The 25214-nt window shown below is 66.2% G+C and carries 24 protein-coding genes; 17 read left to right on the top strand and 7 right to left on the bottom strand.

What is annotated here, in order from left to right:
• Positions 1-32 precede the first annotated feature (32 nt).
• The 9 genes from ACT6UX_RS24690 (at position 33) to ACT6UX_RS24650 (ending at position 8622) form a co-directional block, all read left to right on the top strand.
• Positions 33-1046 (top strand): NADP-dependent oxidoreductase, encoded by a 1014-nt coding sequence (locus ACT6UX_RS24690; RefSeq protein WP_444777806.1) that lies wholly within the window; start codon positions 33-35, stop codon positions 1044-1046.
• A complete protein-coding gene (locus ACT6UX_RS24685; RefSeq protein WP_444777805.1) occupies positions 1043-2230 on the top strand; it encodes a CaiB/BaiF CoA transferase family protein in 1188 nt (395 codons plus the stop codon). The genes ACT6UX_RS24690 and ACT6UX_RS24685 overlap by 4 nt, the downstream gene beginning before the upstream one ends.
• A gap of 4 nt (positions 2231-2234) precedes the next feature.
• The gene (locus ACT6UX_RS24680) at positions 2235-3296 is read left to right on the top strand and encodes an SDR family oxidoreductase (protein WP_444777804.1); all 1062 of its coding nucleotides are present in this window, start codon (positions 2235-2237) and stop codon (positions 3294-3296) included.
• Between the two features lie 98 nt (positions 3297-3394).
• Positions 3395-4009 carry a TRAP transporter small permease subunit gene (locus ACT6UX_RS24675; RefSeq protein WP_444777803.1) on the top strand — a complete coding sequence of 205 codons (615 nt, stop codon included), beginning with the start codon at positions 3395-3397 and terminating at the stop codon, positions 4007-4009.
• Positions 4006-5298 (top strand): TRAP transporter large permease, encoded by a 1293-nt coding sequence (locus ACT6UX_RS24670; protein WP_444777802.1) that lies wholly within the window; start codon positions 4006-4008, stop codon positions 5296-5298. The genes ACT6UX_RS24675 and ACT6UX_RS24670 overlap by 4 nt, the downstream gene beginning before the upstream one ends.
• A 19-nt stretch (positions 5299-5317) precedes the next feature.
• Positions 5318-6379, top strand: a complete 1062-nt coding sequence (locus tag ACT6UX_RS24665; protein ID WP_444777801.1) for a TRAP transporter substrate-binding protein — start codon at positions 5318-5320, stop codon at positions 6377-6379.
• Positions 6380-6389: 10 nt separating this feature from the next.
• Positions 6390-6935, top strand: coding sequence for a HutD/Ves family protein (locus tag ACT6UX_RS24660; protein WP_444777800.1), 546 nt, complete (start codon positions 6390-6392; stop codon positions 6933-6935).
• Between the two features lie 12 nt (positions 6936-6947).
• A complete protein-coding gene (locus tag ACT6UX_RS24655) occupies positions 6948-7871 on the top strand; it encodes a 2-dehydropantoate 2-reductase (protein WP_444777799.1) in 924 nt (307 codons plus the stop codon).
• Positions 7872-7878: 7 nt separating this feature from the next.
• Positions 7879-8622 carry a substrate-binding domain-containing protein gene (locus tag ACT6UX_RS24650; RefSeq protein WP_444777798.1) on the top strand — a complete coding sequence of 248 codons (744 nt, stop codon included), beginning with the start codon at positions 7879-7881 and terminating at the stop codon, positions 8620-8622.
• 65 nt (positions 8623-8687) lie between these two features.
• Here the strand turns inward: ACT6UX_RS24650 and ACT6UX_RS24645 are convergent, their stop codons facing one another.
• Together ACT6UX_RS24645 and ACT6UX_RS24640 are read right to left on the bottom strand one after the other, a co-directional pair.
• Complete coding sequence (locus ACT6UX_RS24645) at positions 8688-9971, bottom strand: aspartate aminotransferase family protein (RefSeq protein ID WP_444777797.1); 1284 nt, start codon at positions 9969-9971, stop codon at positions 8688-8690.
• A 14-nt stretch (positions 9972-9985) separates the two neighbouring features.
• The gene (locus ACT6UX_RS24640; protein WP_444777796.1) at positions 9986-10336 is read right to left on the bottom strand and encodes a hypothetical protein; all 351 of its coding nucleotides are present in this window, start codon (positions 10334-10336) and stop codon (positions 9986-9988) included.
• Between the two features lie 49 nt (positions 10337-10385).
• Between ACT6UX_RS24640 and ACT6UX_RS24635 the strand changes: the two genes are divergently transcribed.
• Positions 10386-11048, top strand: coding sequence for an HAD family hydrolase (locus ACT6UX_RS24635; RefSeq protein ID WP_444777795.1), 663 nt, complete (start codon positions 10386-10388; stop codon positions 11046-11048).
• A 63-nt stretch (positions 11049-11111) separates the two neighbouring features.
• Positions 11112-11927, top strand: a complete 816-nt coding sequence (locus ACT6UX_RS24630; protein ID WP_444777794.1) for a MipA/OmpV family protein — start codon at positions 11112-11114, stop codon at positions 11925-11927.
• Between the two features lie 13 nt (positions 11928-11940).
• On the opposite strand, the gene ACT6UX_RS24625 is transcribed toward ACT6UX_RS24630, so the two are convergent.
• Positions 11941-12636 carry an SDR family NAD(P)-dependent oxidoreductase gene (locus ACT6UX_RS24625; protein WP_444777793.1) on the bottom strand — a complete coding sequence of 232 codons (696 nt, stop codon included), beginning with the start codon at positions 12634-12636 and terminating at the stop codon, positions 11941-11943.
• A gap of 72 nt (positions 12637-12708) precedes the next feature.
• Here ACT6UX_RS24625 and ACT6UX_RS24620 point away from each other — a divergent pair, with 72 nt between their 5' ends.
• Positions 12709-13380, top strand: a complete 672-nt coding sequence (locus ACT6UX_RS24620) for a DsbA family oxidoreductase (protein WP_444777792.1) — start codon at positions 12709-12711, stop codon at positions 13378-13380.
• Positions 13381-13401: 21 nt separating this feature from the next.
• On the opposite strand, the gene ACT6UX_RS24615 is transcribed toward ACT6UX_RS24620, so the two are convergent.
• Complete coding sequence (locus tag ACT6UX_RS24615) at positions 13402-16695, bottom strand: AsmA family protein (protein WP_444777791.1); 3294 nt, start codon at positions 16693-16695, stop codon at positions 13402-13404.
• A 265-nt stretch (positions 16696-16960) separates the two neighbouring features.
• On the opposite strand from ACT6UX_RS24615, the gene ACT6UX_RS24610 reads away from it, so the two are divergent.
• A complete protein-coding gene (locus ACT6UX_RS24610) occupies positions 16961-18550 on the top strand; it encodes an ABC transporter substrate-binding protein (protein WP_444777790.1) in 1590 nt (529 codons plus the stop codon).
• Positions 18551-18562: 12 nt separating this feature from the next.
• Here the strand turns inward: ACT6UX_RS24610 and ACT6UX_RS24605 are convergent, their stop codons facing one another.
• Positions 18563-19075, bottom strand: coding sequence for a YaiI/YqxD family protein (locus tag ACT6UX_RS24605; RefSeq protein ID WP_444777789.1), 513 nt, complete (start codon positions 19073-19075; stop codon positions 18563-18565).
• A gap of 35 nt (positions 19076-19110) precedes the next feature.
• Here ACT6UX_RS24605 and ACT6UX_RS24600 point away from each other — a divergent pair, with 35 nt between their 5' ends.
• Positions 19111-20079, top strand: coding sequence for a Bug family tripartite tricarboxylate transporter substrate binding protein (locus tag ACT6UX_RS24600; RefSeq protein WP_444777788.1), 969 nt, complete (start codon positions 19111-19113; stop codon positions 20077-20079).
• 25 nt (positions 20080-20104) lie between these two features.
• Here the strand turns inward: ACT6UX_RS24600 and ACT6UX_RS24595 are convergent, their stop codons facing one another.
• On the bottom strand, positions 20105-21211 hold the full coding sequence (locus tag ACT6UX_RS24595; RefSeq protein WP_444777787.1) for an enolase C-terminal domain-like protein: 1107 nt from the start codon (positions 21209-21211) through the stop codon (positions 20105-20107).
• Positions 21208-22743: a carboxylesterase/lipase family protein gene (locus tag ACT6UX_RS24590; protein ID WP_444777786.1), complete on the bottom strand. Its 1536-nt coding sequence runs from the start codon at positions 22741-22743 to the stop codon at positions 21208-21210. The genes ACT6UX_RS24595 and ACT6UX_RS24590 overlap by 4 nt, the downstream gene beginning before the upstream one ends.
• A 144-nt stretch (positions 22744-22887) precedes the next feature.
• Here ACT6UX_RS24590 and ACT6UX_RS24585 point away from each other — a divergent pair, with 144 nt between their 5' ends.
• From ACT6UX_RS24585 to ACT6UX_RS24575, 3 genes are all read left to right on the top strand, one after another.
• Positions 22888-23613, top strand: coding sequence for an ABC transporter substrate-binding protein (locus tag ACT6UX_RS24585; RefSeq protein ID WP_444777785.1), 726 nt, complete (start codon positions 22888-22890; stop codon positions 23611-23613).
• Between the two features lie 5 nt (positions 23614-23618).
• The gene (locus ACT6UX_RS24580) at positions 23619-24311 is read left to right on the top strand and encodes a hypothetical protein (RefSeq protein ID WP_444777784.1); all 693 of its coding nucleotides are present in this window, start codon (positions 23619-23621) and stop codon (positions 24309-24311) included.
• Positions 24312-24572: 261 nt separating this feature from the next.
• Positions 24573-25214: HAMP domain-containing protein (locus ACT6UX_RS24575; RefSeq protein ID WP_444777840.1), on the top strand; the 642-nt coding region annotated here is incomplete at its 3' end.

Genomic DNA, 25214 nt, shown 5'->3' with positions numbered 1-25214 from the left:
TGGGCCCCAAAGCAAATCGGAGGCAACCGCTCATGACCATCCCCAAGACCCACCGCCGCGTCGTCCTCGTGCGCCGCCCGCCCGGCGAGCCCGCCGAATCCGACTTCCGGGTCGAGGAGGCGCCGGTGCCCGAGCCGCGCCATGGCGAGGTGCTGGTCAAGGTCCACTACCTCTCGCTCGATCCCTACCAGCGCGGCCGCATGCGCGACGCCGCCTCCTATGCCTCGCCGGTCGGCCTCGGCGAAGTGATGACCGGCGGCACGGTGGGCGAGGTCGTGGCCTCGCAGAATCCCGACTTCAAGGTGGGCGACATCGTCGAGGATCGCCTCGGCTGGCAGGAATATGCGATCGGCGGCGGCCCCGCGCTGCGCAAGGTCGACCCGTCGCTGGCGCCGATCTCGACGGCCAACGGCGTGCTGGGCATGCCGGGCATGACCGCTTATTTCGGCCTGCTGCATGTCGGCCAGCCCAAGCCCGGCGAGACGGTCGTCGTGTCGGCGGCGTCCGGCGCGGTCGGCCAGGTGGTGGGCCAGATCGCAAAGATCATGGGCTGCCGGGTCGTCGGCATCGCCGGTGGCGAAAAGAAGTGCGCCTTCGTGACGGACGAACTCGGCTTCGATACCTGCATCGACTACAAGGCCGAAAAGGACCTCGACGCCGCGCTGCGCGCCGCCTGCCCCAACGGGCCCGACGTCTATTTCGACAATGTCGGCGGCGAGATCACCGACGCCGTCCTGCGCAACATCAACTTCTTCGGCCGGATCGCGCTGTGCGGTTCGATCTCGCAGTACAACGCCACCGGCGCCTCGATGGGCCCGCGCCTGCTCGGCACCTTCGTCGGCAAGCGCGTGAACGCGCGCGGCTTCATCGTCACCGACTTCGCGCAGCACTACGGTCCCGCGATGCGCCAGATGGGCGAGTGGATCCGCGACGGCCGGCTCAAGTACCGCGAGGACATCGTCGAGGGTATCGACAAGGCGCCGCGCGCCTTCATCGGCCTGCTGCGCGGCGAGAACTTCGGCAAGATGCTGGTCAAGCTCGCATGAGCTACGACGCGCCCTTCGCCGGCCTCAAGGTGGTCGACCTGAGCCAGGGCATCGCCGGCCCCTACTGCGCCATGCTGCTGGCCCAGCACGGCGCCGAGGTGATCAAGGTCGAGGGCATCGGCGAGGGCGACTGGGCCCGCACGCTGGGCGTCCACTACGACAGCCACAGCGCCTTCTCGATCATCGGCAACATGGGCAAGCGCAGCCTCTCGGTCGACCTCAAGAGCGAGGCCGGCAAGGAGGTCGTGTGGCGCCTGCTGAAGGATGCCGACATCTTCCTCGAAGGTTTCAGGCCGGGCGTCATCAAGCGGTTGGGCTTCGACTATGAAGCCGTGTCGGCGCGCGTGCCGCGCGTGCTCTACATGTCGATCTCGGGCTTCGGCCAGACTGGCCCATTGGCCGAGCGGCCCGCCATGGACCCGGTGTTGCAGGCCTATACCGGCATGATGACCGAGAATCGCGGCGAGGACGGGATTCCCCATCGCGTGCCCGTCATCGTGGTCGACATGTCGACCGCACTCTATGCCTTCCAGGCGGTGAGCGCGGCGCTCTACGCCCGGCGCGACGAAAGCAAAGGTCGCTACATCGATGTCAGCCTGATGCAGTCGGCGACGGCGCTGCAATCGATCCGGCTCATGGCCTGCCATCTCGAAGGCGGCACGATGAAGCCGGGGGGCGTCCCGGGAGGCGTGTTCAGGACGGCGGATGGCTGGATGTCGATCCTCGCCCTCAAGGATCGCGATTGGCAGAGCCTCTGCGCCCTGATGGACGTGCCCGCACTGGCGCACGAGGAGCGCTTCGCCACGCCGGCGGCGCGTCTCGCCAACGAAGCGGCGCTCTATGCGATCGTGCGACCGATGATCGAGGCGAAGTCTTCGGCGCATTGGAGCGAGAAGCTCACCGAGGCCAAGCTGATGCACGAGCGGCTGAACTCCTACGCCGACTTCCTCGAACAGCCGCATGTGAAGGAAACCGGCCTGATCCACTGGCTCGAACAGGCCGGCATGCCGCAGAAGGTGCCGGTGCCTGCTTTGCCCGGCATGCTGCCGCCGACGCCGGGTACGTCACGCGCCGAAGCGCCGGCGCCCGGCCAGCACAGCCGCGCGATCCTCGAGGAGCACGGCTATGCGGCGACCGATATCGACGCGCTGATCGCCAGCGGCACCGTCGCGACGACGAGGTAGAGACATGCAGAAGAAAGCCGTCGTTGTCGGCGCGCTGGGCGTCATCGGTCGCTACATCGTCGAGCGGCTGGTGGCCGAAGGCGACTGGCAGGTCGTCGGCCTGTCACGCCGGCCGGAGAAGGATGGGCCGCGCTACCGGCACGTCTCGGTCGACCTGCTCGACCTCGACGACGTGGCCGCCAAACTGAAGCATCTGCGCGACGTCACGCACGTCTTCTACGCCGCCTTCCAGCCTGGTAGCGGCAACGCGGCGGGCTACGCCTCTGTGATCGCGCCCAATCGCGACATGCTGGTGAACTCGGTCAGCGCCATCGCCCGGGCGTCGCGCAAACTGCAGCGCGTCGTGCTGGTCACCGGCACCAAGTACTACGGCACGCATCTCGGCCCGCTGAAGACGCCGATGCGCGAGACCGATCCCCGTCACATGCCGCCCGACTTCTACTTCGACCAGATCGACTGGCTGACCGGCTTCCAGCGCGGCAAGCGGTGGAGCTGGACGGAGCTACGGCCCCAGACGCTCTGCGGCTTCGCGCCCGGCACGGCGATGAGCATCCTGCCCGCCATCGCCGTCTATGCCGCGATCTCGAAGGAACTCGGCCTGCCACTGCGCTTTCCCGGCAAGCCGGGCGCTTACGGCACGATCTATCAGGTGACGGAATCCTCGCACTTCGCCAGTGCGGCGCTGTGGGCCGCCACCGAGAAGCGCGCCGCCAACCAAGCCTACAACATCACCAACGGCGACTATTTCCGCTGGCGCAACGTCTGGCCGCGCATCGCCCGGGTCTTCGACATGCAGGTGGGCGAGCTGCAGACCATCAGCCTGACCCAGCACATGGCCGACAAGGCCGATCTGTGGGCGGAGATGACGAAGAAATACCGGTTGAAGACGTTCGACTTCGGTCAGCTCGTGGCCTGGCCGTTCGCCGATTACGTGTTCGGCTCGGACTGGGACGTGATGTCCGACGTCACCAAGAGCCGGCAGCACGGCTTTCACGAGGTGATCGACAGCGAGGCCATGTTCGAGCGCCTGCTGACGCGCTTCCGTAAGGAGAGGATCGTGCCCTAGCGGGCGGCGGGGCGACAGATTACAAGGAAGCACGACCCGGACATTGCCGGGTCATGATGGTTGCGGGGGCGCCGTCGATCGGGGGAGAAAATGCGTAGATGAGTGAGTCGTCGAGCCTCCTGCCACCCGAGCCGTGGCCGCAGCGTATTTCGCGTATCCTCGCCTGGGTGGGCGGTGCCATCATCCTCGTCGGCTGCAGCGGCCTCATCACCATCGACGTCATCACCCGCTTCCTGTTCAAGCGCGGCATGGTCGAGAGCTTCGAAGTGTCGGGCTATGCCCTCGCAGCCTGCATCGGCCTCGGGCTCGGGTTCGCCACCACCTCCAAGACGCACATCCGAGTCGACATCCTGCTCGATGCCTTTCCGAGACCCGTCCGCGTGGCCTTCGACCTCCTCGCGTCCCTGTCGCTGGCGTTGCTGGCCGTCGCGCTCGCCTGGTTCTGCTGGGGCACGCTCGCCCAGTCGATGGCAATGAACGCCAAGTCGGTTTCGGCCCTCCAGACGCCGATGGCGCTACCGCAATCGATCTGGTGGGTCGGCATCTTCTGGTTCGCCTGCGTGGCCGTCATGCTGCCGATCCAGGCCGTGCTGCGCCTGCTGGCGGGCGACGGCCCGGGTTTCGACGCCCTGATCGGCAGCCTGCGCGTCACCGAGGAAATCAGCCAGGCCGGCGTCGAACAGGTGCCGCCCGCGAACGGGGCGCCGCGATGATCGGTACAGCCTTCACACTGCTCGTCGTCCTGGTGGGAATCAGCCTGCCGGTCGCCGTCGCGCTCGGCCTGATGGCCTATGTCTTGTCGGAGCGTTACGCCTTCTTTCCGATGACCGGGGCGATCGGCGAACTCGCCTGGAACTCGTCGAACGACTTCATCCTGATCGCCGCGCCCATGTTCATCATGATGGGCGAGCTGATGCACCGGTCGGGCATGAGCGAGCGCCTGTTCACGGCGCTGACCCCGTGGTTCGCGCGCATTCCCGGCCGCCTGATCCACACCAACATCGCCGCGAGCGCGGTCTTCGCGGCCACCTCGGGCTCCTCGGTGGCCACAGCCGCCACCATCGGCACGGTCGCCATCCCCAACATGGACAAGGGCGGCTATAACCGGCCGCTCTTCCTCGGATCGATCGCGGCCGGCGGGACGCTTGGCATCCTGATCCCGCCCTCGATCAACATGATCATCTATGCCGTGTTGACGGACACGTCGGTGGCCGATCTGTACGCCGCGGGATTCATCCCCGGCCTCATGCTGGCGGGACTGTTTTCGGCGATGGTGCTGGCGCTCTGCCTGTTCCGCCCGCAATGGGCCGGCCCCAGGCGGGAGACGGCGAACCTCTGGCAGGAACGCGTGGCCGGCCTGAAGAACCTGCTGCCGCCGCTCGGCCTCTTCCTCGTCGTCGTGGGGTCGATCTATGCCGGCATCGCCACGCCGACCGAAGCCGCGGCGCTCGGCCTGATGGCCACGCTCGGCCTGGTCGCGGCCAACGGACAGCTCACCGTCCCTGTCCTGCTGCGAGCCTTCGAGGGCACGGTGCGGACGACCTGCATGGTCATGCTGATCGTGATCGCGGCCTTCTTCCTCAACTTCGTCATGGTGTCGATCGGACTGGTCAAGGCCATCACCGACTCGGTGCTGGCGCTCGGCCTCTCTCCGCTCGGCATGGTGATCGCCATCGTCGCGTTCTACCTGATCCTGGGCTGTTTCATGGAGACGCTGTCCATGATGATCGCCACGACGCCGGTGGTGGTGCCGGTGATCGTCGCGCTGGGCTACAGCCCGGTCTGGTGGGGTATCGTCTTCGTCATCCTGATGGAAGCTGCCCTGATCACCCCACCGGTCGGCCTCAACCTCTATGTCGTGCAGGCGGTGCGGCGCAATGGCGCCTTCTTCGACCTCTGCATCGGTGCGCTGCCGTTCGTGACGATGATGCTCGTCATGATCGGCATCCTGATTGCGTTTCCCCAACTGGCCCTGTGGCTGCCGGCCCTTCTCAAGGGCTGACCTTTCAAAGGAGGATTTCATGTTCCTGAAGCATCTCGTCGCGGCGGCTGCCGTTGCCGGCTCGTTCGTCTTCGGCAGCGCCATGGCGCAAACGCCGCCGGCCCTGCCCTCGACCTCGTTCAATGTCGTGGGCAGCATCGGCGGCCTGTCGATGTACACGAGCCGCGAAGTGCCCTTCTGGACGGTGACCGTGCCGAAGGAATCGGGCGGTGCGATCAAGGTGCAGGTCAAGCCCTTCACCGAGCTCGGCTTCAAGGGTGCGGAGATCTTCCGCCTCGTCTCGAGCGGCACGCTGCAGTTCGCCACCACGGTGCTCAACTACAATTCCGGCGAAGTGCCGATGAACGAAGCCGCCGACCTGGTGGGTCTCGTCGGCTCCGTCGAGGAGCTCGAGAAGGTCATCGACGCGATCCGGCCGGCCTATGCCAAGTTCCTCGAGGAGAAGCACGGCATCAAGCTGCTGGGCTTCGGCTCGTACCAGGCGCAGGTCCTGTACTGCCGCGACGCTTTCGTCACGATCGCCGACCTGAAGGGCCGCAAGATCCGCGCGTCGGGCGCCTCGCAGCAGGCCTTCGTCACCCATATCGGCGCCTCGCCGCTCAACATCGCCTTCGCCGAAGTCCAGCCGGCGCTCGCCAGCGGCGTCGTCGACTGCGCCATCACCGGCGCGCTGTCGGGCTACAAGTCGAAGTGGCACGAGGCGGCAAAGTTCATTTCGCCCATGCCGGTCAATTTCGGCGTTGCCGCCCAGCTCGCGAACCTGAAGTGGTGGAACTCGCTCGATCCGAAGGTCCAGGCCTTCCTGCAGACCGAGCTGAACAAGCTCGAGAAGTCGATCTTCGAGCAGGCCCGGACCGAGACGCAGACCGGCATCAACTGCAACACCGGCACCGGCCCGTGCAGCGAAGGCGCCCCCGCCAACATGAAGCTGGTGCCCGTCACCCCGGCCGACGAGGCCCTGCGCAAGGACGCGCTCACCAAGGCGATCCTGCCGTCCTTTGCCAAGCGCTGCGGCCCGGACTGCGTCAAGACCTGGAACGACACGGTCGGCAAGACGGTGAACATCACGCTCGCACCGTAACGGGCGGATCGTGATCACACTGCTGACCCCCGCGGACTATCTCCGCACACCGTGGAAGAACGGCGGCGGCACGACCGTGGACATCGCCTTTTCGGGCGATGTCTGGCGGTTCGGGCGTACGCCGATCGTGCAGCCCGGACCCTTTTCCGACTATGCGGGCTTCGATCGCGTGCAGGTCCTCGTCTCGGGCAGCGGGCTGGTGTTGGAAACGCCAAAGGGCGAGATCGACGTGCGCCAGCCCTTCCGGCCGGTGCACTTCACGGGCGAGACTCCGATCGTGAGCCGGCTGGAGGCAGGACCAGTCGAGGTGGTCAACCTGATCGGCGCCCGGGCCCAGGTGAAGATCGACATCGCTATCCTCGATGAGGGCCGCACGCTCCACCTGCAGCCCGGCACACACATTGCCTACAGTCCTCACGGCGATGCGACTGCGGCAGTGCAGGGCGACGAGCGGAGTCTGGCATCGGACCAGGCGTTGCGGCTGGACATCACGGGGCCGACGCGGCTGAGCGGGATTGTCGGCTGCCTGCTGGTCGGCAGCATCACCGCGGCATAGGAGACGAGTTCGATGAAAATCGCGGTTGTAGGCGCCGGCGGCGTCGGAGGAGGGTATGGCGCAGCGCTCGCGCATGCCGGCGCCGACGTCACCTTCGTCGCGCGCGGGGCCCACCTCGCGGCCATGAAGGCGGATGGGCTGCGGATCGAGAGCCCGCGCGGCGACACCCACCTGAAGCCGACGCAGGCCACCGAACATCCGGCCGAGGTCGGTCCGGTCGACTATGTGCTGTTCTGCGTGAAGCTGTGGGACGTCGAGAGCGCCGGCGCCGCGATCAAGCCGATGATCGGGCCCAACACCGCCGTCATCACCCTCCAGAACGGCGTCGATGCGCACGAACGGCTGATCCCGATCCTGGGTGCCCGCGCCGTGATGCCGGGCGTCGCCAACATCAGTGCGACGATCGCCGAGCCCGGCCTGATCCGCCAGACCGGCACGGTCATGCGCATGGTGTTCGGCGAGCCCGACGGCAGCCGCAGCCCGCGCGCCGTCGCCTTCGCCGAAATGTGCAAGAAGGCCGGCATCGAGGGCGTGCTGAGCGAAGCCATCCTGACCGACCTTTGGATCAAGTTCGTGCTGCTGGCCTCCAATGCCGGCGTCATGGCGCTGACGCGCCTGCCGGTCGGCAAGCTGCGCGACGATGCGGACGTGAATGCGATGTTCGGCGCGGCCTACGAGGAGGTGGCCGCTGTCGGGCGCGCCCACGGCATCGCCTTGCCCGCCGACATCGTCGAGCGGACTTTCAACTTCAATCGCAATGCACCGCCGCACCTTATGGCATCCATGGCGGTCGACCTGCTGCGCGGCAACCGCATCGAGCTGCCCTGGCTGTCGGGCAAGGTCGTGGAGCTGGGCAAGAAACACAATGTCCCGACACCGACGCACGCGCTGATGTATGCTGCGCTGAAGCCCTACATCATGGGCATGCCAGCCTGAGGAAATCATGCGCGTCCTGCTCGTCCTTCTGTTCGCCCTTGCTGCCGGCGGCGCCTCGGCTGCCGATCTCAAGCTTCTGACCGCTGGCGCCTACAAGTCGGCCGCAGTCGAAATCGTCGCCGACTTCGAGAAGAAGACCGGCCACAAGGTGACGATCGACACCGGCACGGCCGGCGCGCTGCAGAAGCGAGTTGCCGGCGGCGAGTATTTCGACGTGCTCGTGATCCCGCCAATCGCCATGGCGCCGCTTCTGCTCACCCGCGTCGACGAAAGCAGCGCCAAGGAACTGGCCCGCGCCGGCGTCGGCATGGCCATCAAGCAGGGCGCGCCCGTGCCCGACATTTCCGAGCCCGACGGCTTCAAGAAGGCGCTGCTGGCGGCGCGCGCCGTCGCCTACGTCGATCCCGCCTCGGGCGGGTCGAGCGGCATCTACATCGCCCAGCTTTTCCAGCAGATGGGGATTGCCGACCAGCTCAAGCCCAGGAGCGTGCTGGTCCAGGGCGGCCTGGTTGCCGACCGCATCGTCGACGGCAAGGCCGATATCGCGCTCCAGCAGAGCAGCGAGCTGATGGGCGTGCCCGGCGTACAGTTCGTCGGGCCGATCCCGCTGATGCTGCAGAACTACACGATCTATTCCGGGGGCGTTGCCTTGGGCTCCCGCAACCGCGCCGCCGCCGACTCGCTGCTGCTGGCGCTGGCCAATCCCGAGAACGGCAAGCTCCTGAAGTCGAAGGGCCTCGACAGCCCGTAGGGCGGGACGAGGCGAAACGCACGGCCCCCACTTCAAGCGAAGTGAGGGACCTTTGAATCAGCAGATCACTTGATTTCGACGAGCGCCTCTTCCCAGGCGCGGATCGTGTGGTCGATGTCGGCCTGGGTGTGCGCGACGCTGACATAGTACTTGCTGTCGCCCTTCATGATGCCGCGGGCGCGCAGGGCCTGGTTGAAACGCTTCAGGATCGCGGTGTCGGCCTTCAGCGTGTCGCGATAATCCTTGACCGGCTGGTCGGTGAAGATGATGTCGAACAGCGGCGGCTCGCCGATCACCTGCGCCTTGAAGCCGTGCTTCTTCAGGAGCTCCGAAAGCGTGTCCATCAGCTTGCGGCCGTTGGCGAAGACGCCCTCGTAGGTGCCGGGGCGCTTCAGCACCTCGAGCGTGGCGAGGCCCGCGACGGCCGCCACCGGGTTGCCCGAGAGCGTGCCCACCTGGAAGATGAAGTCCTCGTCGGTCATCGCGAGACGGTCGAAGTGCTTCATGATGTCGGCGCGGCCGGCGATGGCCGCGAGCGCGAAGCCGCCGCCCACGATCTTGCCCAGGGTGCAGAGGTCGGGCGTGACGCCGTAATATTCCTGCGCGCCACCATAGGCGAAGCGGAAGCCGGTCACGACCTCGTCGAAGATCAGCGGAATGCCATGCTCGGCGGTCACCTCACGCAGCGCCTGCAGGAAGCCGGGCTTGGGGGGGATCAGGCGCTGGAACGGCTCGACGATGACACCGGCCAGCTCGTCCTTCTGCTCCTCGATCAGGCTCCTGACCATGTCGATGTCGTTGAACGCCGCGACCACCATCTCGTCGGCCACCGACTTCGGAATGCCCGCGGAATCGATGGACCCGCGCGGGAAATTGCCGGGGCTCTTGGGCGCCAGCGACACCAGCGCATAGTCGCTCATGCCGTGATAGCCGCCCTCGAACTTCAGGATCTTGTCGCGCTTGCGGAAGGCGCGCGCGGCCCGCATCGCATAGAGGTCGGCCTCGGTGCCGGAGCAGACGAAGCGCACCTGGTCGGCGCAGGGAACGGCATCACAGATCGCTTCGGCCAGCGCGATGCCGTGGCGATTGTTGCCGAAGAAGGTCGTGCCCAGCGGCACCTGCGCCTGCACCGCCGCCGTGACCTCGGGATGGGCATGGCCGATGAACATCGGGCCGGAGCCCAGCAGGAAGTCGACATATTCCTTGCCGGCCTCGTCGTAGATGTGGCCGCCCCGCCCCTCCTTGAGGATCACCTCGGCCGGCATGTTGCCGAAGCTGCCGCCCGGCAGCACGCGACGCGCCTGCTCGACGAGGTCGTTGGTGGGATCGACTGGGGTCTGGATGTTCATGGGATACCCTTACGCTATTCGATGGGAACGAAGATCGAGTGCCGAAGCTGGCCGTTGATCGCCTTCGAGAAGTGGCCCTTGCCGTGCGTGTCCTCGACCAATATCACCTCGCCCGCGCCGATGATGCGCGTCTCGCCGTCGCTGGCCTGGATGGAGACGCCGGCGTCGAGGTTGATGATGTACTGCCGGCGCGGTGCGGGATGCCATTCATAATCGTAGGTACCGGGAGTCTCGCGGAAGATGATGCCGGTCGCCGGCAGCGTCGCCGAGGTCTTGCCGCCGCGGCTCTCGTTCTTCCACTCGATCTCGATGTCGCGGAAATGGGTCTCGCCATCGGCGTCGACATACAGATTATGGATACGCATGAATTTTTCTCTCCCTTGTCCTCTCGGCAGCACAGCTTAGAACGAAAGCATGCTGAAGAAACCCGTTGAAGCCGTTCTTTTCGACATGGACGGTCTGCTGATCGACACCGAGGCCGTCTACATCGATGCGCTGCAGGATGCCGCCCGTGACTTCGAGATCGAGATGACCTTGGAATTCTGTCACTCGATGATCGGCGTCTCGGGTCGCGAATGCGACGTCATGATCCAGAATTTCTATGGGGCCGACTTCCGCATCGACCACTTCCGCGAGCGCTTCTCCGGTCATGCCAAGCGGCGCCTGGAGAGCCATCTGCCGGTCAAGTCCGGCGTCGTCGAGATGCTCGACTTCCTGGCGGGCCGCGGCCTGCGCCTCGCCGTCGCCACCGGCTCCGGCCGGATCACCGCGGAGCGTCACCTCGGGCGCGCCGGCCTCGTCGACCGGTTCGCCGCCGTGGCGACGCGCGACGACGTCGAAAATGCGAAGCCCGCGCCCGACGTCTATCTTGAGGCCGCCCGCCGTCTCGGCGTGGCGCCGGAACGCTGCATCGCCTTCGAGGACTCGAACGTCGGCCTCACCGCCGCCCATGCCGCCGGCACCATGGCGTTCATGGTGCCGGACATCCTGCCGCCGCTGCCCGAGGTCCGCGCCAAGTGCCTGCGCGTGTTCGACGACCTGCATCAAGCGCGCCTGATGCTCGAAAAGGCGCTTTAATTCACAGCGACTGATCCGCCGGTCCGCCGGACGCGTAGAGGAGCGTCAACAGTGGAGTAGCCCGTGCGCTTTCTACGTCTCCTCGCCTCCTGCCTCGCAGTCGTCACGGTGCAAGCTGGAACGGCTTATGCCCAGCCCACCAGTATCGGCAGCGAGCCCGCCGGGCCGCCGCCGAAGGACTGGACGTTCGACATCGGACCGGGCGTGGTGCTGGCGCCGTGGTTCGAGGGCAGCGCGAACTATCGCGTGCTGCCGATCCCGAACCTCGACTTGCGCTACCAGCGCGACAAGGTCTTCATCTCGGCGCGCGACGGCATCGGGGCCACCCTCTTGGACGTCTCCGGCTTCAAGGCCGGTCCCATCTTCCGCTACCGTTTTCCGCGCAATCAGGGCGATGGCGGCTATCTCTACGGCACGGGCAACGTGCCCTTCACGATCGAAGGCGGCGCTTTCCTGCGGTACGAACAGCCCTTCTTCGCGGCCAAGGTCGAATTGCGGCGCGGCATCGGCGGCAGCAACGGCCTGATCTTCGACGCGCTGCTCGACGGCAAGCTACGCCTCAGCGACAGCGTATTCCTGTCCGGCGGTCCGCGGCTGTCGGTGACCGACGGCACCTTCAACCAGGCCTACTTCGGCATCACCGCCTTGCAGTCGATCAATTCCGGCTATGCGCAATACTATCCCGGTGCCGGCCTTCGCAGCGTCGGCGCCGGCGCGAGCGCCCTGTGGCGCATTCATGACCAGCTGAGCTTCGTCGCCTTCGGCAGCTACAACTACCTGGCCGACACGGTCGCCAATTCCCCGATCGTCACGGGACCCGGCGGATCGCGGAACCAGTTCGTGACGGGTGCCGCGCTCACCTGGCGCTTCTCCTGGTAGCAAGCCGCTCCCGCTAGAAAGTCTCGACCCAGGGCCGCACCTCGACCTCCCAGCTCCAGGCGCTGCGGTGCTGGTTCAGCACATGCCAGTAGGTCTCGGCGATGGCGTCGGGATCGAGCAGGCTGTCGGGCCTGTCGTCGGGTACCGGCCGCGCGGCGCTGCGGATGCCGCCGTCGATCACGAAATGCGCGACATGGATGCCCTTGGGCGACAGTTCGCGCGCCATGGATTGCGCGAGGCCGCGCAGCGCGAACTTGCCCATGGCGAAAGTCGCCGAGAGGGCGAAGCCTTTCACACCCGCCGTCGCCCCTGACAGGAGAACCGCTCCTTCTCCCTTCGGCAGCATGCGCTTCACCGCCTGCTGGGACACCAGGAAGGCGCCGAAGGCACTGATGTCGATGGCCCGTTTCACGTCGTCCGGCGCCAGGTCGACCAGCGCGCCGCGCACCCGGTTGCTGGCGTTGTAGACGACGACATCGGGCGTGCGATCGGCCGCATCCAGCGCCTCGAACAGCGTCGCGACATCCTGCGGATCCGCGGCGTTGCAGGCGTGAACCGATGCCCCGGTCTCTTTCGCAAGCGCCGCGAGCTTGTCGGTGTGCCGGGCCGCCAGGGCCACCGACAGGCCGTTCCTCGCGAACAGGCGGGCCAGCGAGGCGCTGAGGCCGGGGCCTGTCCCGACGATCAGGGCGGAGCGGTATTTCGGCATGGGCGGGGTCCTCTCGTTGCCGGAGATTTCCGGCAGGTATAGGCTTTCGCACAATAGGGAAGGAAACAAGCCATGGACCAGGTCCAACCGACCGGCCGCATCGACGTCATCTCCGACGTGATCTGCCCCTGGTGCTACATCGGCAAGCGCCAGCTCGAACGCGCCCTCGATCTTCTCGCCACCCAGCATTGCCGGGTCGCCGTCGCCTGGCACCCGTTCCAGCTCAATCCCGAGATGCCCGCCGACGGCGTCGAGCGCACCAGTTATCGCATCGCCAAGTTCGGCAGCCTGGAACGATCCAGGCAAATGGACCAGCGCATCACCGAAACGGCCGCGACCGTCGGGCTCGAGTTCCATCTCGACCGCATCGTGCGCACGCCCAACACGGTGAATGCCCATCGCCTGATTCGGTTCGCGGGCCAGCGCGGCGTGCAGGATGCGGTCGTCGAGGAATTGTTCGACAGCTATTTCTGCAAGGGGGCCGATATCGGCGACTCGAAAATCCTCGCCGACGTGGCAGCCGAAGCCGGGCTCGACCGGGCCGAAGTGCTCGCGATGCTGGCCGGCGACGAGGGCCGGCGCGAAGTACTGGCCGGCGACCAGATGGCGCGCAATGCCGGCATCCAGGGCGTGCCGAGCTTCGCGCTGCAGGGCCATGTGCTCTTTTCCGGCGCCGTGCCGGCCGAGGAGATGGCGCAGACTTTCCGCCGCGCCTGGGAAATCCTGAAGGAGCGCGCGGCGTAGGACGTACTCCGCCCGACCTCGTCAGTTTCCGCGAACGCTCATCGTCGGCGAGGAAACCGGCCCGGTCACCGTCATGACATAGTCCGCCGAGCCATCCGCGCCCGAGCCGACCGCGATCGTCGTCTCGGTGGTCGCCGCGGTCAGGTTCGTGCGGCTGTTGATGCGCGCCGTCGCATTCGGGCCCTTGATCGCGTGGTTCTGCAGGTTGATCTCGCCATTGGACAGGGTGATGTCACCCTCGATCGTGCTCTGCGCGTTGATGAAGCCAGAAATCACCGTCGAATTGAATCCCATCTCGGTGCTGAAGAGGCTGCCGATACCGGTCGCAAAGGACGCGAAGCCGAGCGAACCTCCGGCAACCGAGGGATAGATGACGCCGGTTAGATGACCCTGACCGGTCAGCGAATCACGAATTTGTTCCGGCGAGTTCCCCTGCCCCTGCAGCGCGATCTGCATGACGTTGATCTTGCCGTCGACTGCCACCTTCAGGTGCTCGTTGCCGAAGACGTTCTGCCCGGCCGCGCCGCGCAGCATCTCGCCGACATAGATTCCCTGCAGCGTGCCGGCGACGTCGACCGTCATCGTGTCCTTCGAGGCATCGACCGTGCCCGCGAAGTCGACGGCCCCGCTGTAGAACTGGCCGGTGAGCTTGGAGACCTTGAACACACCGTTGCGCAGGGTTGCATCCATGTCGGCATAGGTGACCCTGAGGGCTCCGACCTCGATGGCGCTGGTCTCGAGCTTCAACGTGGCGTCGAAAGCACGCAGGCCGGAAAGGTCGATCTGCTTGCCCGTCGCGACGCGCTGCCCTCTCGACGGCAGCGGCACCGCGCCGGCATTGGCGCCGCCCGGCGCGGCCGGCAACGCGGGCGTGGGCACGGAGGGGGCAGGCCCATCGGTGACGCCCAGCCAGTCGTCGAGGTCGAGCGTGCCGGGGATGCGCAGGTTGGCTGCTAAATTGGGCCTCGCGCCCAGGGTAGCGTCGATGCGCCCTGACATCTGCGTGCCGATCGCCGTCAGGCTGCCCTCGAACGACGCCCGCTGGTCGTTGCCCTTGAAGGCGCCCTCGGCCGCCAGCCCGCCCAGCCCCGTCTGCGGCTTGCCCGTCGCCACAGATACCAGCCCGCTCGCATCCTGCGCCTGCAGGGCGAAGCTCGAGAGGTCGAAGGCAAATTTGTCGCCCAGCACCAGCGAACCGGTAGCGCGGGCGCTCGCACCGGCGGCGGTGACCGATGCATTGCGCAGGGTCAGCGCCTCCATCGTACCGGTGACGCTGCCGCCTGCCGTCGAGGCGCCGAGCTTGCCATTCAGGAATTTCGGCAGGCCGGCATAGACCAACAGTTTGTCGGTGTCCGGCATCGTGGCGTTGAAGGTGAGGTCGAAGCGCGGTGCGGTGCCGAAGTCGGCAACCTGGCCCTTGAAATCGAACTTGGCACCCAGAAGGTCCCCGACCTTCAGCCCGTTCACCTTCAGGAGATTGCCCTGGACGGCAAGATCCGCGTCGATGCCGTTCACGGTTCCGCCGCGGAAGATGAGCCTGGCGACCTTGGCCTTCAGTCCCAGCACCGGAAGGGTCTTGTCGGGTGCGGCAGGAGCGAGGGCTGAGGAAGATGGTGTCACCGTCGAGCCGGACGGGTCCGCGACGGCCGACGGCTCGCGGGGCTGCGGCAGGTAGGCGTCGAGGTCGAACCTGTCGAGTTGCACCGAGGTCGCCACCGTGAGCGGTACGCCGAAGGTGATGCTGCCGCTGCCGGTGGCGCGCTGGCCGTCCAGTTCCATCGCGAGATCGGAAATCTGCAGGCTGTTGGCCGTCGACGCGACTTTGCCGTCGATCGCCAGTGTCTGGAGCTTGCCGGCCGGCACGCCCGACGTGTCGATCGCCAGCCATGCCAGCGTCTCGCGCAGCCGTGGCCCGGTCAGACTGAATTGCCCGGCGGATTGCACGGGAGGAGCCGCCCCCGGCTTGGACGCCGGTACCGCGGGAGCCGGCGGCGCCGCAGCTTCGGCGTTCGCCTTCAGCACCATGTCGCCCGGCAAGGTCGCGCTGAGACGCGGCACGGCAATGACGCCGTTGCGGATTTCGACAGCAAGCCCGACGTCTCGCGCCGAGCCGTTGCGATAGCTCACTTCCTTCGCGTCGATCGAGATCAGGACGGTGAACTCAGGTGGGAACGGCGACAAGGAGGCGCGAGCAGGCGCGGCGGCTGCCTTGGCCGGGGCGGCCGCGGAGGCCGGTGGGGCTGCGGGCGCCGCGACAGGCTTCGGCCGAAGCGCGTCCGGGTCGGACAGCAGCGCGACCCATTTCTCGGCATCGACCTTCTGGAGCGACAGGCGGCTCTCCAGCGACGGTTTGGCGCCCGTCAACAAGGTGACGCTGCCCGACACGCTCTCGGTGCCGATCGACATCCTGAAATCGGTCAGCGCCAGTTTCTCGGCCGAGAGGTCGATGTCGCCGTTGAAGGCAAATGCGCCGATCGCTGCGGCGTCGAAGGCGGGCGCTTCCTGCCCGCCCGCCCGCATCAGGCTGGCGATGAAATCGGTCAGGCCGCCGGTGGCGAGAGAGACCTTGCCCTTGACGTCGGCATCGGGAGCGATGCGGCTGACATGCCCGTCGAAGTTCAGCGAGCCGCTCTGGACCTTGAGCTTGAAGGACATGTCGCTGCCTCTGTCGGTCGGCGCGCCGACCTTCGCCATCAGCGACAGCGGAACACCGTTGACCGTCGCGGTGGCGTCGAAGTCGAATGGGCCCTGCAGCGATCCGACCGATGCCAGCGCCTCCAGATTTTCCGCCTTGAGGGTCTGACCGGTCGCCGGATTGTTGTAGCTGAGCGTCCCCTCCCTGATCTTGAGGGTACCGATCGTCAGGTGCAGCCCGCTGCTCGGCGCGCCGGCCGGCTGGGCGGCGCCGGCGCCGGGATGAAATTCCCAGTTGGGCCGGCCCTCGGCGTCGGTCTCGAGGACGAGGGTCGGCCTGAACAGCGTGAGCCGCCCGACCTCGATGCGCCCCTGCAGCAGCGCCCAGAAGGACGGGGTGATGCCGACCCAGCGCACATCCACCATCTGGGCACCCTTGGCGCCCACCGCATTGGCGAAATGGACCTGCCGGGCGCTGATGCGCAAGGTCGGGAAGACCGTGAGCTTGAGCGGCCCCTCGATCACGAGCTCGCGGCCGGTCGCCTCCTTCACTGCCGCGATCATCGCGGGCTTGTACTGATCGATGTTCAACAGAGTCGGCGCCGCCAGTCCCGCGAGCGCCAGAAACGCCGAGAAAGCCACGACGACCACGCCGGTCCGAATCCAGGTTCGCTTCTGCATCGCCATCTGCTCGTGAACGCCTCGTGCCCGTGAACGCCGCAAGGCGTTGCAGGATGCCGTGACAGTCTATTTGAGGTCCGCCTTTGGGGCCATTCCAAGGTGGCTCGCGGGCAATTGTATCCGTTGTATCATTGCCGCGCCGCTACCTTTCCGCGAGGCGCGCCGCGCGCCTAGTTTACTCAATTGATATTCTGCCGGCCCGCGAACCTGTCAGGGTTGAGACAAGCCTGTGACCGTCGGCCCGGGCATGCGTAAGGGTTTGGCGATGCGTACGAGACTGCTAATCGGCTCCCTGGCGCTGTTGCTGTGCTGGTGCGAGGCTGCGCTCGCCCAGCGCAGCGGCGACATTCTTCGCCTCTTCCACCGCGAGAATCCGACGACGGCCTCGATCCTGGAGGAGGCCAATGCCGCGACCGTCGTGGCCTTCATGCCGATCTTCAACAATCTCGTGATGTTCGATCCGGCGATGGCGCGGAACTCCGACGAGTCGATCGTTCCCGATCTTGCCGAGTCCTGGTCCTGGAACGACGACAGGACCGAGTTGTCCTTCGCCTTGCGCCACGGTGTGAAATGGCACGACGGCATGGTCTTCACGTCGAGCGATGTCGAATGCACATTCGATCTGCTGACGAACCGCTCCCGTGACAGACTGCGCACCAACCCGCGCGGGGCCTGGTTCGCCAACATCAAGTCCGTCCGGGCTCGCACCGATCATGACGTGACGATCCAGCTCCACCGGCCGCAGCCGTCGCTGCTGCCCATGCTGGCGTCAGGATTCACGCCGATCTATCCTTGTCACGTGCCGCTGGCACAGATGCGCGCGAAGCCTGTCGGCACGGGCCCCTTCGTGCTCGAGGCATTCGACAAGTTCGAACGCATCCGCTTGAAGCGCAACCCCAACTACTGGAAACCAGGCCGGCCGTATCTCGACGGCATCGAATTCACGGTGGTGGCGAGCCGGTCCGATGCGTTGCTGAGCTTCGTTGCCGGCCGTTTCGACATGACCTTTCCGGGCGACGTCTCGATGACGCAGCTACGCGACGTCAAGCGTCGGTCCGCGCGCGCGGTGTGCGAGACGACGGCGGCAAACAACTATACCAACCTGATGCTGAATCGCGACGCCGCACCCTTCGACAATCCCGACATCCGCCACGCCCTCCTGTTTGCGATCGACCGCCAGGCGTTCGTTGAGTCTCTTGAAGGTGGCAGTGGCGGCATCGGTGGCCATCTGCAACCCCCTCCGGCGGGACGCTGGGGTATGCCGCCCCTGGCGCTGGCCGAGATCCCCGGCTACGGACCCGATCTGCAGCGGAACCGCGAACAGGCGCGCGCGCTGATGCAGGCGGCAGGTTATGGGCCCGACAAGCGGCTGCAGCTCCGGATCGCCACTCGCTCCGTCTCACCCTTTCGCAGTCCCGCAGCGGTGCTGGCCGGCCAGCTTCGGGGAATCTTCATCGATGCGACGCTCGACGTCGTCGAGACCGCGCACTGGCGCACCCGCCTGGAGCGCCGCGACTATACGATCGCAATCGAGACGACCGGCAATGCGATCGACGATCCTGACCAGGTCTTCTTCGAAACCTTCTCCTGCCGATCCGAGCGCAACTACAATCACTACTGCAATCCCGAAATCGAGCGCCTGTTCGAGGTGCAGTCCGCGGAACTCGATGTCGCAAAGCGGCGCCAGCTCGCCTGGGAAATCGACACAAGGCTGCTTCTCGATGTCGCCCGTCTGCCCCTGACATGGAAGCGCGCGGCAACCTGCTGGCTGCCTCATGTCCACGGGTTCGTGGCCCAGACCAACTCCTCCTACAACGGATTTCGCTTCGAAGACGTCTGGATGGAACGACGCTGACGGTCCCGCCGCCTAGGACTGGCGTCGCCGGATCTTCTGGACCGCTTCGTCGAGCGCCGACAGGAAGCGTGACCGGTCGCGTGGCGCCATCGGCTTCGGCCCGCCCGTGATCTCGCCCATCGCCCGCAGATTGGACATCAGCTCGCGGCTCGCCATCGCCATGCCGATCGATGAAGCGGTGAACGGTACGCCGTTGGAGCCGATGACCGACGCCCCATTCTTCAGGCTGCGGTCGGCGAGCGGGATGTCTGAGGTGATGACGATGTCGTCGGGCCCGGCCCGCTCGGCGATCCAGTCGTCGGCCGCATCGAAGCCATCGCTCACGACGACGCGTTCGATACGCGGATCACGCGGCACGTTGATGTAGGCATTGGCCACGACGAAGACCCTGAGCCCGTATCGCTCCGCCACGCGATAGACCTCGGCCTTCACCGGACAGGCGTCCGCATCAATGTAGATGTCGATGGTTCGCTCCCTGAAACCACGGCTTCTTCCCTGCTTGTGAGCCGTCGCCTCTCCTCCCATCTTGCGGCAGTGGGAGGAACAGGAAAATGCGAAACATGGCGAGACTGGCCCTTGCGGCCGCTCTGGCGCTGACGCTCTTCGCCCCGGCCACCTGGGCGCAGACATGGCCCAGCAAGCCCATCAAACTGATCAACGGATTTCCTCCCGGCGGCGGCGCCGACATCCTGGCTCGCCTCGTGGCGGAACGGCTGAGCGCGGCCCTCGGCCAGCAGGTGATCGTCGAGAACCGCACCGGCGCCACCGGCATGATCGCGGCGCAATCCGTCGCCGCATCCGCGCCCGACGGCTACACGATCCTGTTCTACACGATGAACATGGCTTGTACGTCGCCGATCATGCCGGGCAACAAGATCAACATCGATCCCGACAAGGACCTGATGCCGATCGTCATCATCGCCGGGCTCGACAACCTGCTCTATGTATCGCCGAAGACGGACTTCAAGACGGTCGAGGACGTGATCAAGGCCGCGAAGGCCAATCCCGGCAAGCTCACCTATGGCTCGTCGGGCGTCGGCGGCTCGTACCATCTGTGGGCGGCGCAGTTCACCACCATGGCCGACATCGAGATGCTACATGTGCCGTTCCGTGGCGGGCCGCCGGCCATTGCCGAGATCGTCGCGGGCCGTGTCGACATGATGTTCGGGAACCTGGCGGAGATCCTGCCGCACATCCGATCGGGGGCGGTTCGGGCCGTCGCCTTCACCAGCGTACCGCCTTCACCGGTCCTGCCCGGAGTCCCGACCATCGCGCAGTCCGGCCTTCCCGACTACCGCGCGGACAACTGGTTCGGGCTCGGTGCCGCGGCGGGGACCTCACAGCAGGTCGTCGACCGACTCAACGCCGAGGTGAACAAGCTGGTCAAGGATCCGGCCTTTGCCGAGAAGCTCGTCTCGCTCGGCTTTCAACCGACCGGCGGGAGCGTCGACGAGATGAAGGCCACCATCCTGCGCGACCGCGCCAAATGGAAGGTCGTCATCGACGCCAACAATATCCGCGCCGAATAGAAGAGAGCCGGCTCGCTCCCGTTTCTCAGGTCAGGACCGCAATTTTCTTGCGCTCGATCAGGTCGAAATCGATGGCGGCCCCAAGGCCCGGTTCGTTCGGTACATGCACCAGCCCATCGCGTCCGACGGTGATGTCGTGCACCAGCCCGTACTTCTGCGCCCCGTCGGGCAGCAGCACCTCGAAGAACTCGGTGTTGCGGATGGCGGCGATGACATGGAGGTTCGCGACGTTGTTCAGCGAGTTGCCGCCGTGATGAACCTCGTAGTTCATGCGGAAAGCCTCGGCGAGATGGGCCGTCTTCACCAGGGTGGTGATACCGCCCTTCACGGCGACGTCGCCCCGCAGATAGTCCGTCGCCTGCTGCAGGATCCACGGCTGGTATGAATCGAGGCCGGTCTGCGGATACTCGGTCGCCATGATCGGAATGGAAAGCTGCTGCTTCAGCTTGGTGTAGTTGTAGATGTCCTGATCCGCGAGCGGGTCTTCGTACCAGTAAAATCCAAGCTCCTCGACGACGCGGCCGACGCGGATAGCGGCCGGGTAATCATAGCTCCAGGTCGAATCGAGCATGATCGTGTAGTCGCCAACGGCGCGACGCACCGCCTCGCAGACCGCGATGTCCTCCTTCCAGCGCGTCGGCGGATGGATCTTGTAGGCGGCCCAGCCATATTCCTTGAATCGCATCGCTTCCTCGGCGTACTCGGCGGGTGAACCAAGCACTGCAGAGCTGGCATAGGCTGGCACCGACTCGCGAAAGGTGCCCAGCAGACGATGGATCGGCTGGCCCATCGCCTTGCCGACCAGGTCCCACAGCGCCACGTCGACCGCGCCGATGGCGCGCACACCGGCCGAGCGCTGGCGCTTCCAGATCTCCTGGTTGATGTGCTCGCGCTGGAACGGATCCTTTCCGATGAGCACGGGCTTGAGATGCGAGATCAGCGCCTGTCCGTCGGACGTCGCGGGATTCATCGCCGAGCCCAGGAAGGCGTGCCCCTCGAGTCCCTGATCGGTGACGAGGCGCAGAAGTCCGAGCGCGCTCTTGCCCGAGAAGCGGCCGGTATGCGCCCCATAGGTCGTGGGCGGGATGTCGTCCCAGGCGAACAGCGTCAAGGTGACGTCGGTGATCTTCATTCCTTTGTCTCCCAGACCCGCCGCTCGGTGCCCAACGGGTCGATGTCGAGGTGGCACACGGCGTCGAATATCATGGTGGTACGCATGCCCACCGTATAGGCCGGCCACACCGGCAGACCGGGATGGCTGGGGTTGCCGTCCCGCGCGAAGGCGATCCACGCCCGGCTCATCGCCTCGCCGAGCGGCAGGCGCGCCGGATCGCCACCGGTCAGTTCGGCTGTTTCGAGGTTCGAGAAGACGAAGGGAATCTCGAGCGTGTGGCAGGATCGCAGCCGGCCGCCCAGGACCGGCGTTTCCCAGGCGAAGAGATAGACGAACACCGGCGCCGCCTCCTGAGCCAGCTTCCGCTCGGCCATCAGCAGCGACGGCGCGCGAACGCCCTGGTCCGAGACGATGGCGATGGCGATCTCGTCGGGCCTCAACCTGGGTTGCGCCTGCCGGTAGACGGCGACGATCTCGGCCGCCCGGTCGCCGAGATAGGGCGTCAGCGAATCGGGCAGGCTGTCGAACGTAGCGTCGGCAACCCAGGGCATGTGCCCCAGGAATAGGGTCATCTCGTCCTTGTTGCTGCCGATCATGAGCGGCACATCGAGGGAGGCGAGCGGCGCCCGGGGCGCAAAAGGACCGCCTGGAAACAGCGTGCCGTCGATCACCGGATTGAATCCGAGGCGCCGCCGGTCGGCGAAGGCCGCGCGACTCACGCCCGCCAGGACCTTGACCTGCGCTTCGAGAATCTTCTCCGCCGGGAGACGGCGCAGTTCGGCGGCGCTCGCGGCCTCGAGGCCGAGATGCTCCAGCATCTGGCGCGCGGTCTTGGAGCCGTCTTCGCGGTTCGCCATCTGCACGGCCGGCCCGCTCTGCACGATCGCCTTGTGGAACAGGCCCTTGGCCGGCGGCATGGCCATGAGCACACTCACCTTCGCACCGCCACCCGATTCGCCGAAGATGGTGACGTTGCCGGGATCGCCTCCGAAGCGTTCGATGTTGTCGCGCACCCATTCGAGCGCCGCCACGATGTCGAGCACGCCCGCGAGACCGGCATGCTCGAAGCCCTCGGCCATGTCCTCGAGATGCAAGTATCCCAGCGCGCCGAGGCGGTGATTGAACGAGACGACGACGACATCGTCGAGTCGGCACAGGTTGGCACCGTCGGACCAGGGCGATGAGCCCGAACCGGTGATGAACGCACCACCGTGACACCAGAACAGGACCGGTCGCCCAGCCCCCTCTCGTCCCGAGGTCCAGACGTTCAGGTAGAGACAGTCCTCGTCGAGTCTCTGCCGGCCGGCGAGCGTAAAGAGCTGCAGCAGATCCTCGGGCAAGGCGAAGACGTTGGGGCTCTGCACCGCCATGTTGCCGTACTCGAGTGCGTCACGGACGCCGCTCCACGGTCTTGGCTTGCGCGGCGGACGGAATCGCAGGTCACCGAGCGGCGGCTCGGCATACGGAATGCCCTTGAAGATCTCGACTCCGCGATCGCGGATGCCGCGGATTTTTCCGGCGGTGGTCTCGACGACGATTTCAGCGCTCATACGCTGCAGTGTAGCGCGAATCGGGCGAGCTGGCGCTGTGACCGCACCGTAGCAATTTCGCTCCCTGCCCCGACCTCGGTCGGGGGCTGCCGGGATTCGCTCATCAACCTACCATCCGCTCCCGGTTGGCCATAGACTGACGGAATGAATGACAAGGTCCGAGCCCAACTTGCCCCAACCGGCGTCCTGCGCGCCGGCATCAATCTCTCCAACTTCCTGCTGGTCACGGGCCGCAGCGACAGTGGCGATCCGACCGGCGTCGCGCCCGACATGGCGCGCGAGATCGCGACGGAACTGGGCGTGCCCGTGAAGTACGTCACCTTTAAGTCACCCGGCGAGCTGGGCGACCAGGTCGGCAAGGACATGTGGGACATCGGCCTGATCGGCGCCGAACCGCAGCGCGCCGAGAAGATCCAGTTCACCGCCGCCTATGTCGAGATCGAGGCGACCTACATGGTGCCCGAGGGCTCGCCGATCAAATCGATCGCCGACGTGGACAGGAAGGGCGTGCGCATCGCCGTCTCCGCCCGCTCCGCCTACGATCTCTGGCTGGTGAACAACATCCGGAATGCCACGCTCGTCCAGGTGAGCGGGCTCGACGCGGCCTACGAGAAGTTCATGTCGGACAAGCTCGAAGTGCTGGCCGGCCTCCGCCCGGGCCTTCTCAAGGATGTCGAGAAGGCGCCCGGGCTGAAGATCCTCGAGGGCAAGTTCACCGCGGTGCAGCAGGCGGTCGGCACCGCCAAAGCCAATATCGAGGCCGCGGCTTTCCTGGCCGACTTCGTCGAGAAGGCCAAGAAGTCGGGCATGGTTCAGGGCTTCATCGACCGCCACAAGGTCAAGGGCCTGTCCGTCGCCCCTCCCGCTTGACGGTCATGGAATTGAACGTCAAGGCCCTCTATCTGATCGGCGGTGTCGTCACGGTCTGTAGCGCGGGCGCGTCGTTCCTGACTTGGTATCTCCACCGCGAGGCGCCGGCGCTTCGAGCCTGGACGGCAGCCCTGCTGCTCACCAGCCTGGGCGCCCTGGTCCTGCGTTTTCGCACCTCGCAGGCCGATGTGGCCCTGAGCGTGGCGGCCGACATGGTGATCGTCGCGGGGTTTGCCGCGATGTGGCTGAGCCTGCGCTATGCCAATCGCGGGCTCAAGCATCCGGTCGGTCTGTTCATGGCCTGCATCTCGATCAGCCTCGTCTTCCTTGCGCTGTTCGTCGTGCTGCGCGCGCTGGGCGCGGGACGACAGGCCGCCGCGATTCCCTTTTCCCTGACGCTCGGCCTGCTGGGCCTGGCCTCCGCCTGGGAGATCTGGCAGGGCCGTCACAGGGACAGGCTGCAGAGCCGCCTGCCGGCGGCGCTGGCCTTCGTGGGCCTGGGAGTCGCGCGCGTCGTCCGCGCCGGCGTGATGGGGCTTGAGGTCATTCATGTCCTGCCACCAGGTGCGGCGGCGGCGACGCACCCCTACACGCTCTACGCCACGATCGTCTTCATCGTCGTTGTGACCTATGGGCTGGTAATGATGGCCAACGAACAGGCAGGGCGCCACGAGGCGATGCAATTCGGAGAAAACTGAGCTTTCGTCTCGGGCTCCGCTCTTCACATTTTTCGGAACCTTGCACAACGATGGGCGTTATCCGTCGTTGGAGGGGGTCTAACCCGCGCCGGAGCAGGTTCCTGAGGGCCCGCTAAATGTCCGCGGCGGCGTGCTCCCGGATCGAGGGGCTTGGACATGACCGCCGACGTTGCTTCAAACGTGGCGAACGGGACGACAGCGCCGGCGTCCGCTTCGCAATCCCGAGCGCCGTCTTCCTCGGAGCTCGGCGACCTGCTGAACATGCTGAACGCATTGCGGGGCGGCAATTTCTCCGTGCGCCTGACCGGCGACCACGACGGCATCCTGGGAAGAATCGTCTCGGTGGTGAACGACATCGGCGCCGGGAACGAGAGCATGGCCCATCAGCTCGAACGCATCGGCAAGGCCGTCGGTGAGCAGGGCCGCACCCGCCAGCGCGTGAAGTTCGGCCTGTCCGCCGGCGCCTGGGGCGAGATGGAGAATTCGGTCAACACGTTGATCGACGACCTCGTCTGGCCGACCACCGAGGTCACGCGGGTGATCGGGGCCGTGGCGCAGGGCGACCTTCTGCAGACGGTGCGCCTCGATGTCGATGGAAGGCCCCTGAAGGGCGAGTTCCTCCGCGCGGCCACCATCGTCAACACCATGATCAAGCAGCTTTCGGTCTTCACCTCCGAGGTCACCCGCGTGGCGCGCGAGGTCGGTACCGAGGGCAAGCTGGGCGGTCAGGCCAAGGTGAGCGAAGTAACGGGCGTGTGGCGCGAACTCACCGAGAGCGTCAACTCGATGGCCAACAACCTGACGGCCCAGGTGCGCAACATCTCCGACGTGACCATCGCCGTGGCCAACGGCGACCTGTCGCGCAAGATCACCGTCGACGTGCGCGGCGAGATCCTGCAGCTC

This window comes from Reyranella sp., from assembly GCF_052439685.1.
Classification (GTDB): domain Bacteria; phylum Pseudomonadota; class Alphaproteobacteria; order Reyranellales; family Reyranellaceae; genus Reyranella.
This window is presented reverse-complemented; position numbering and strand designations above follow the sequence as displayed.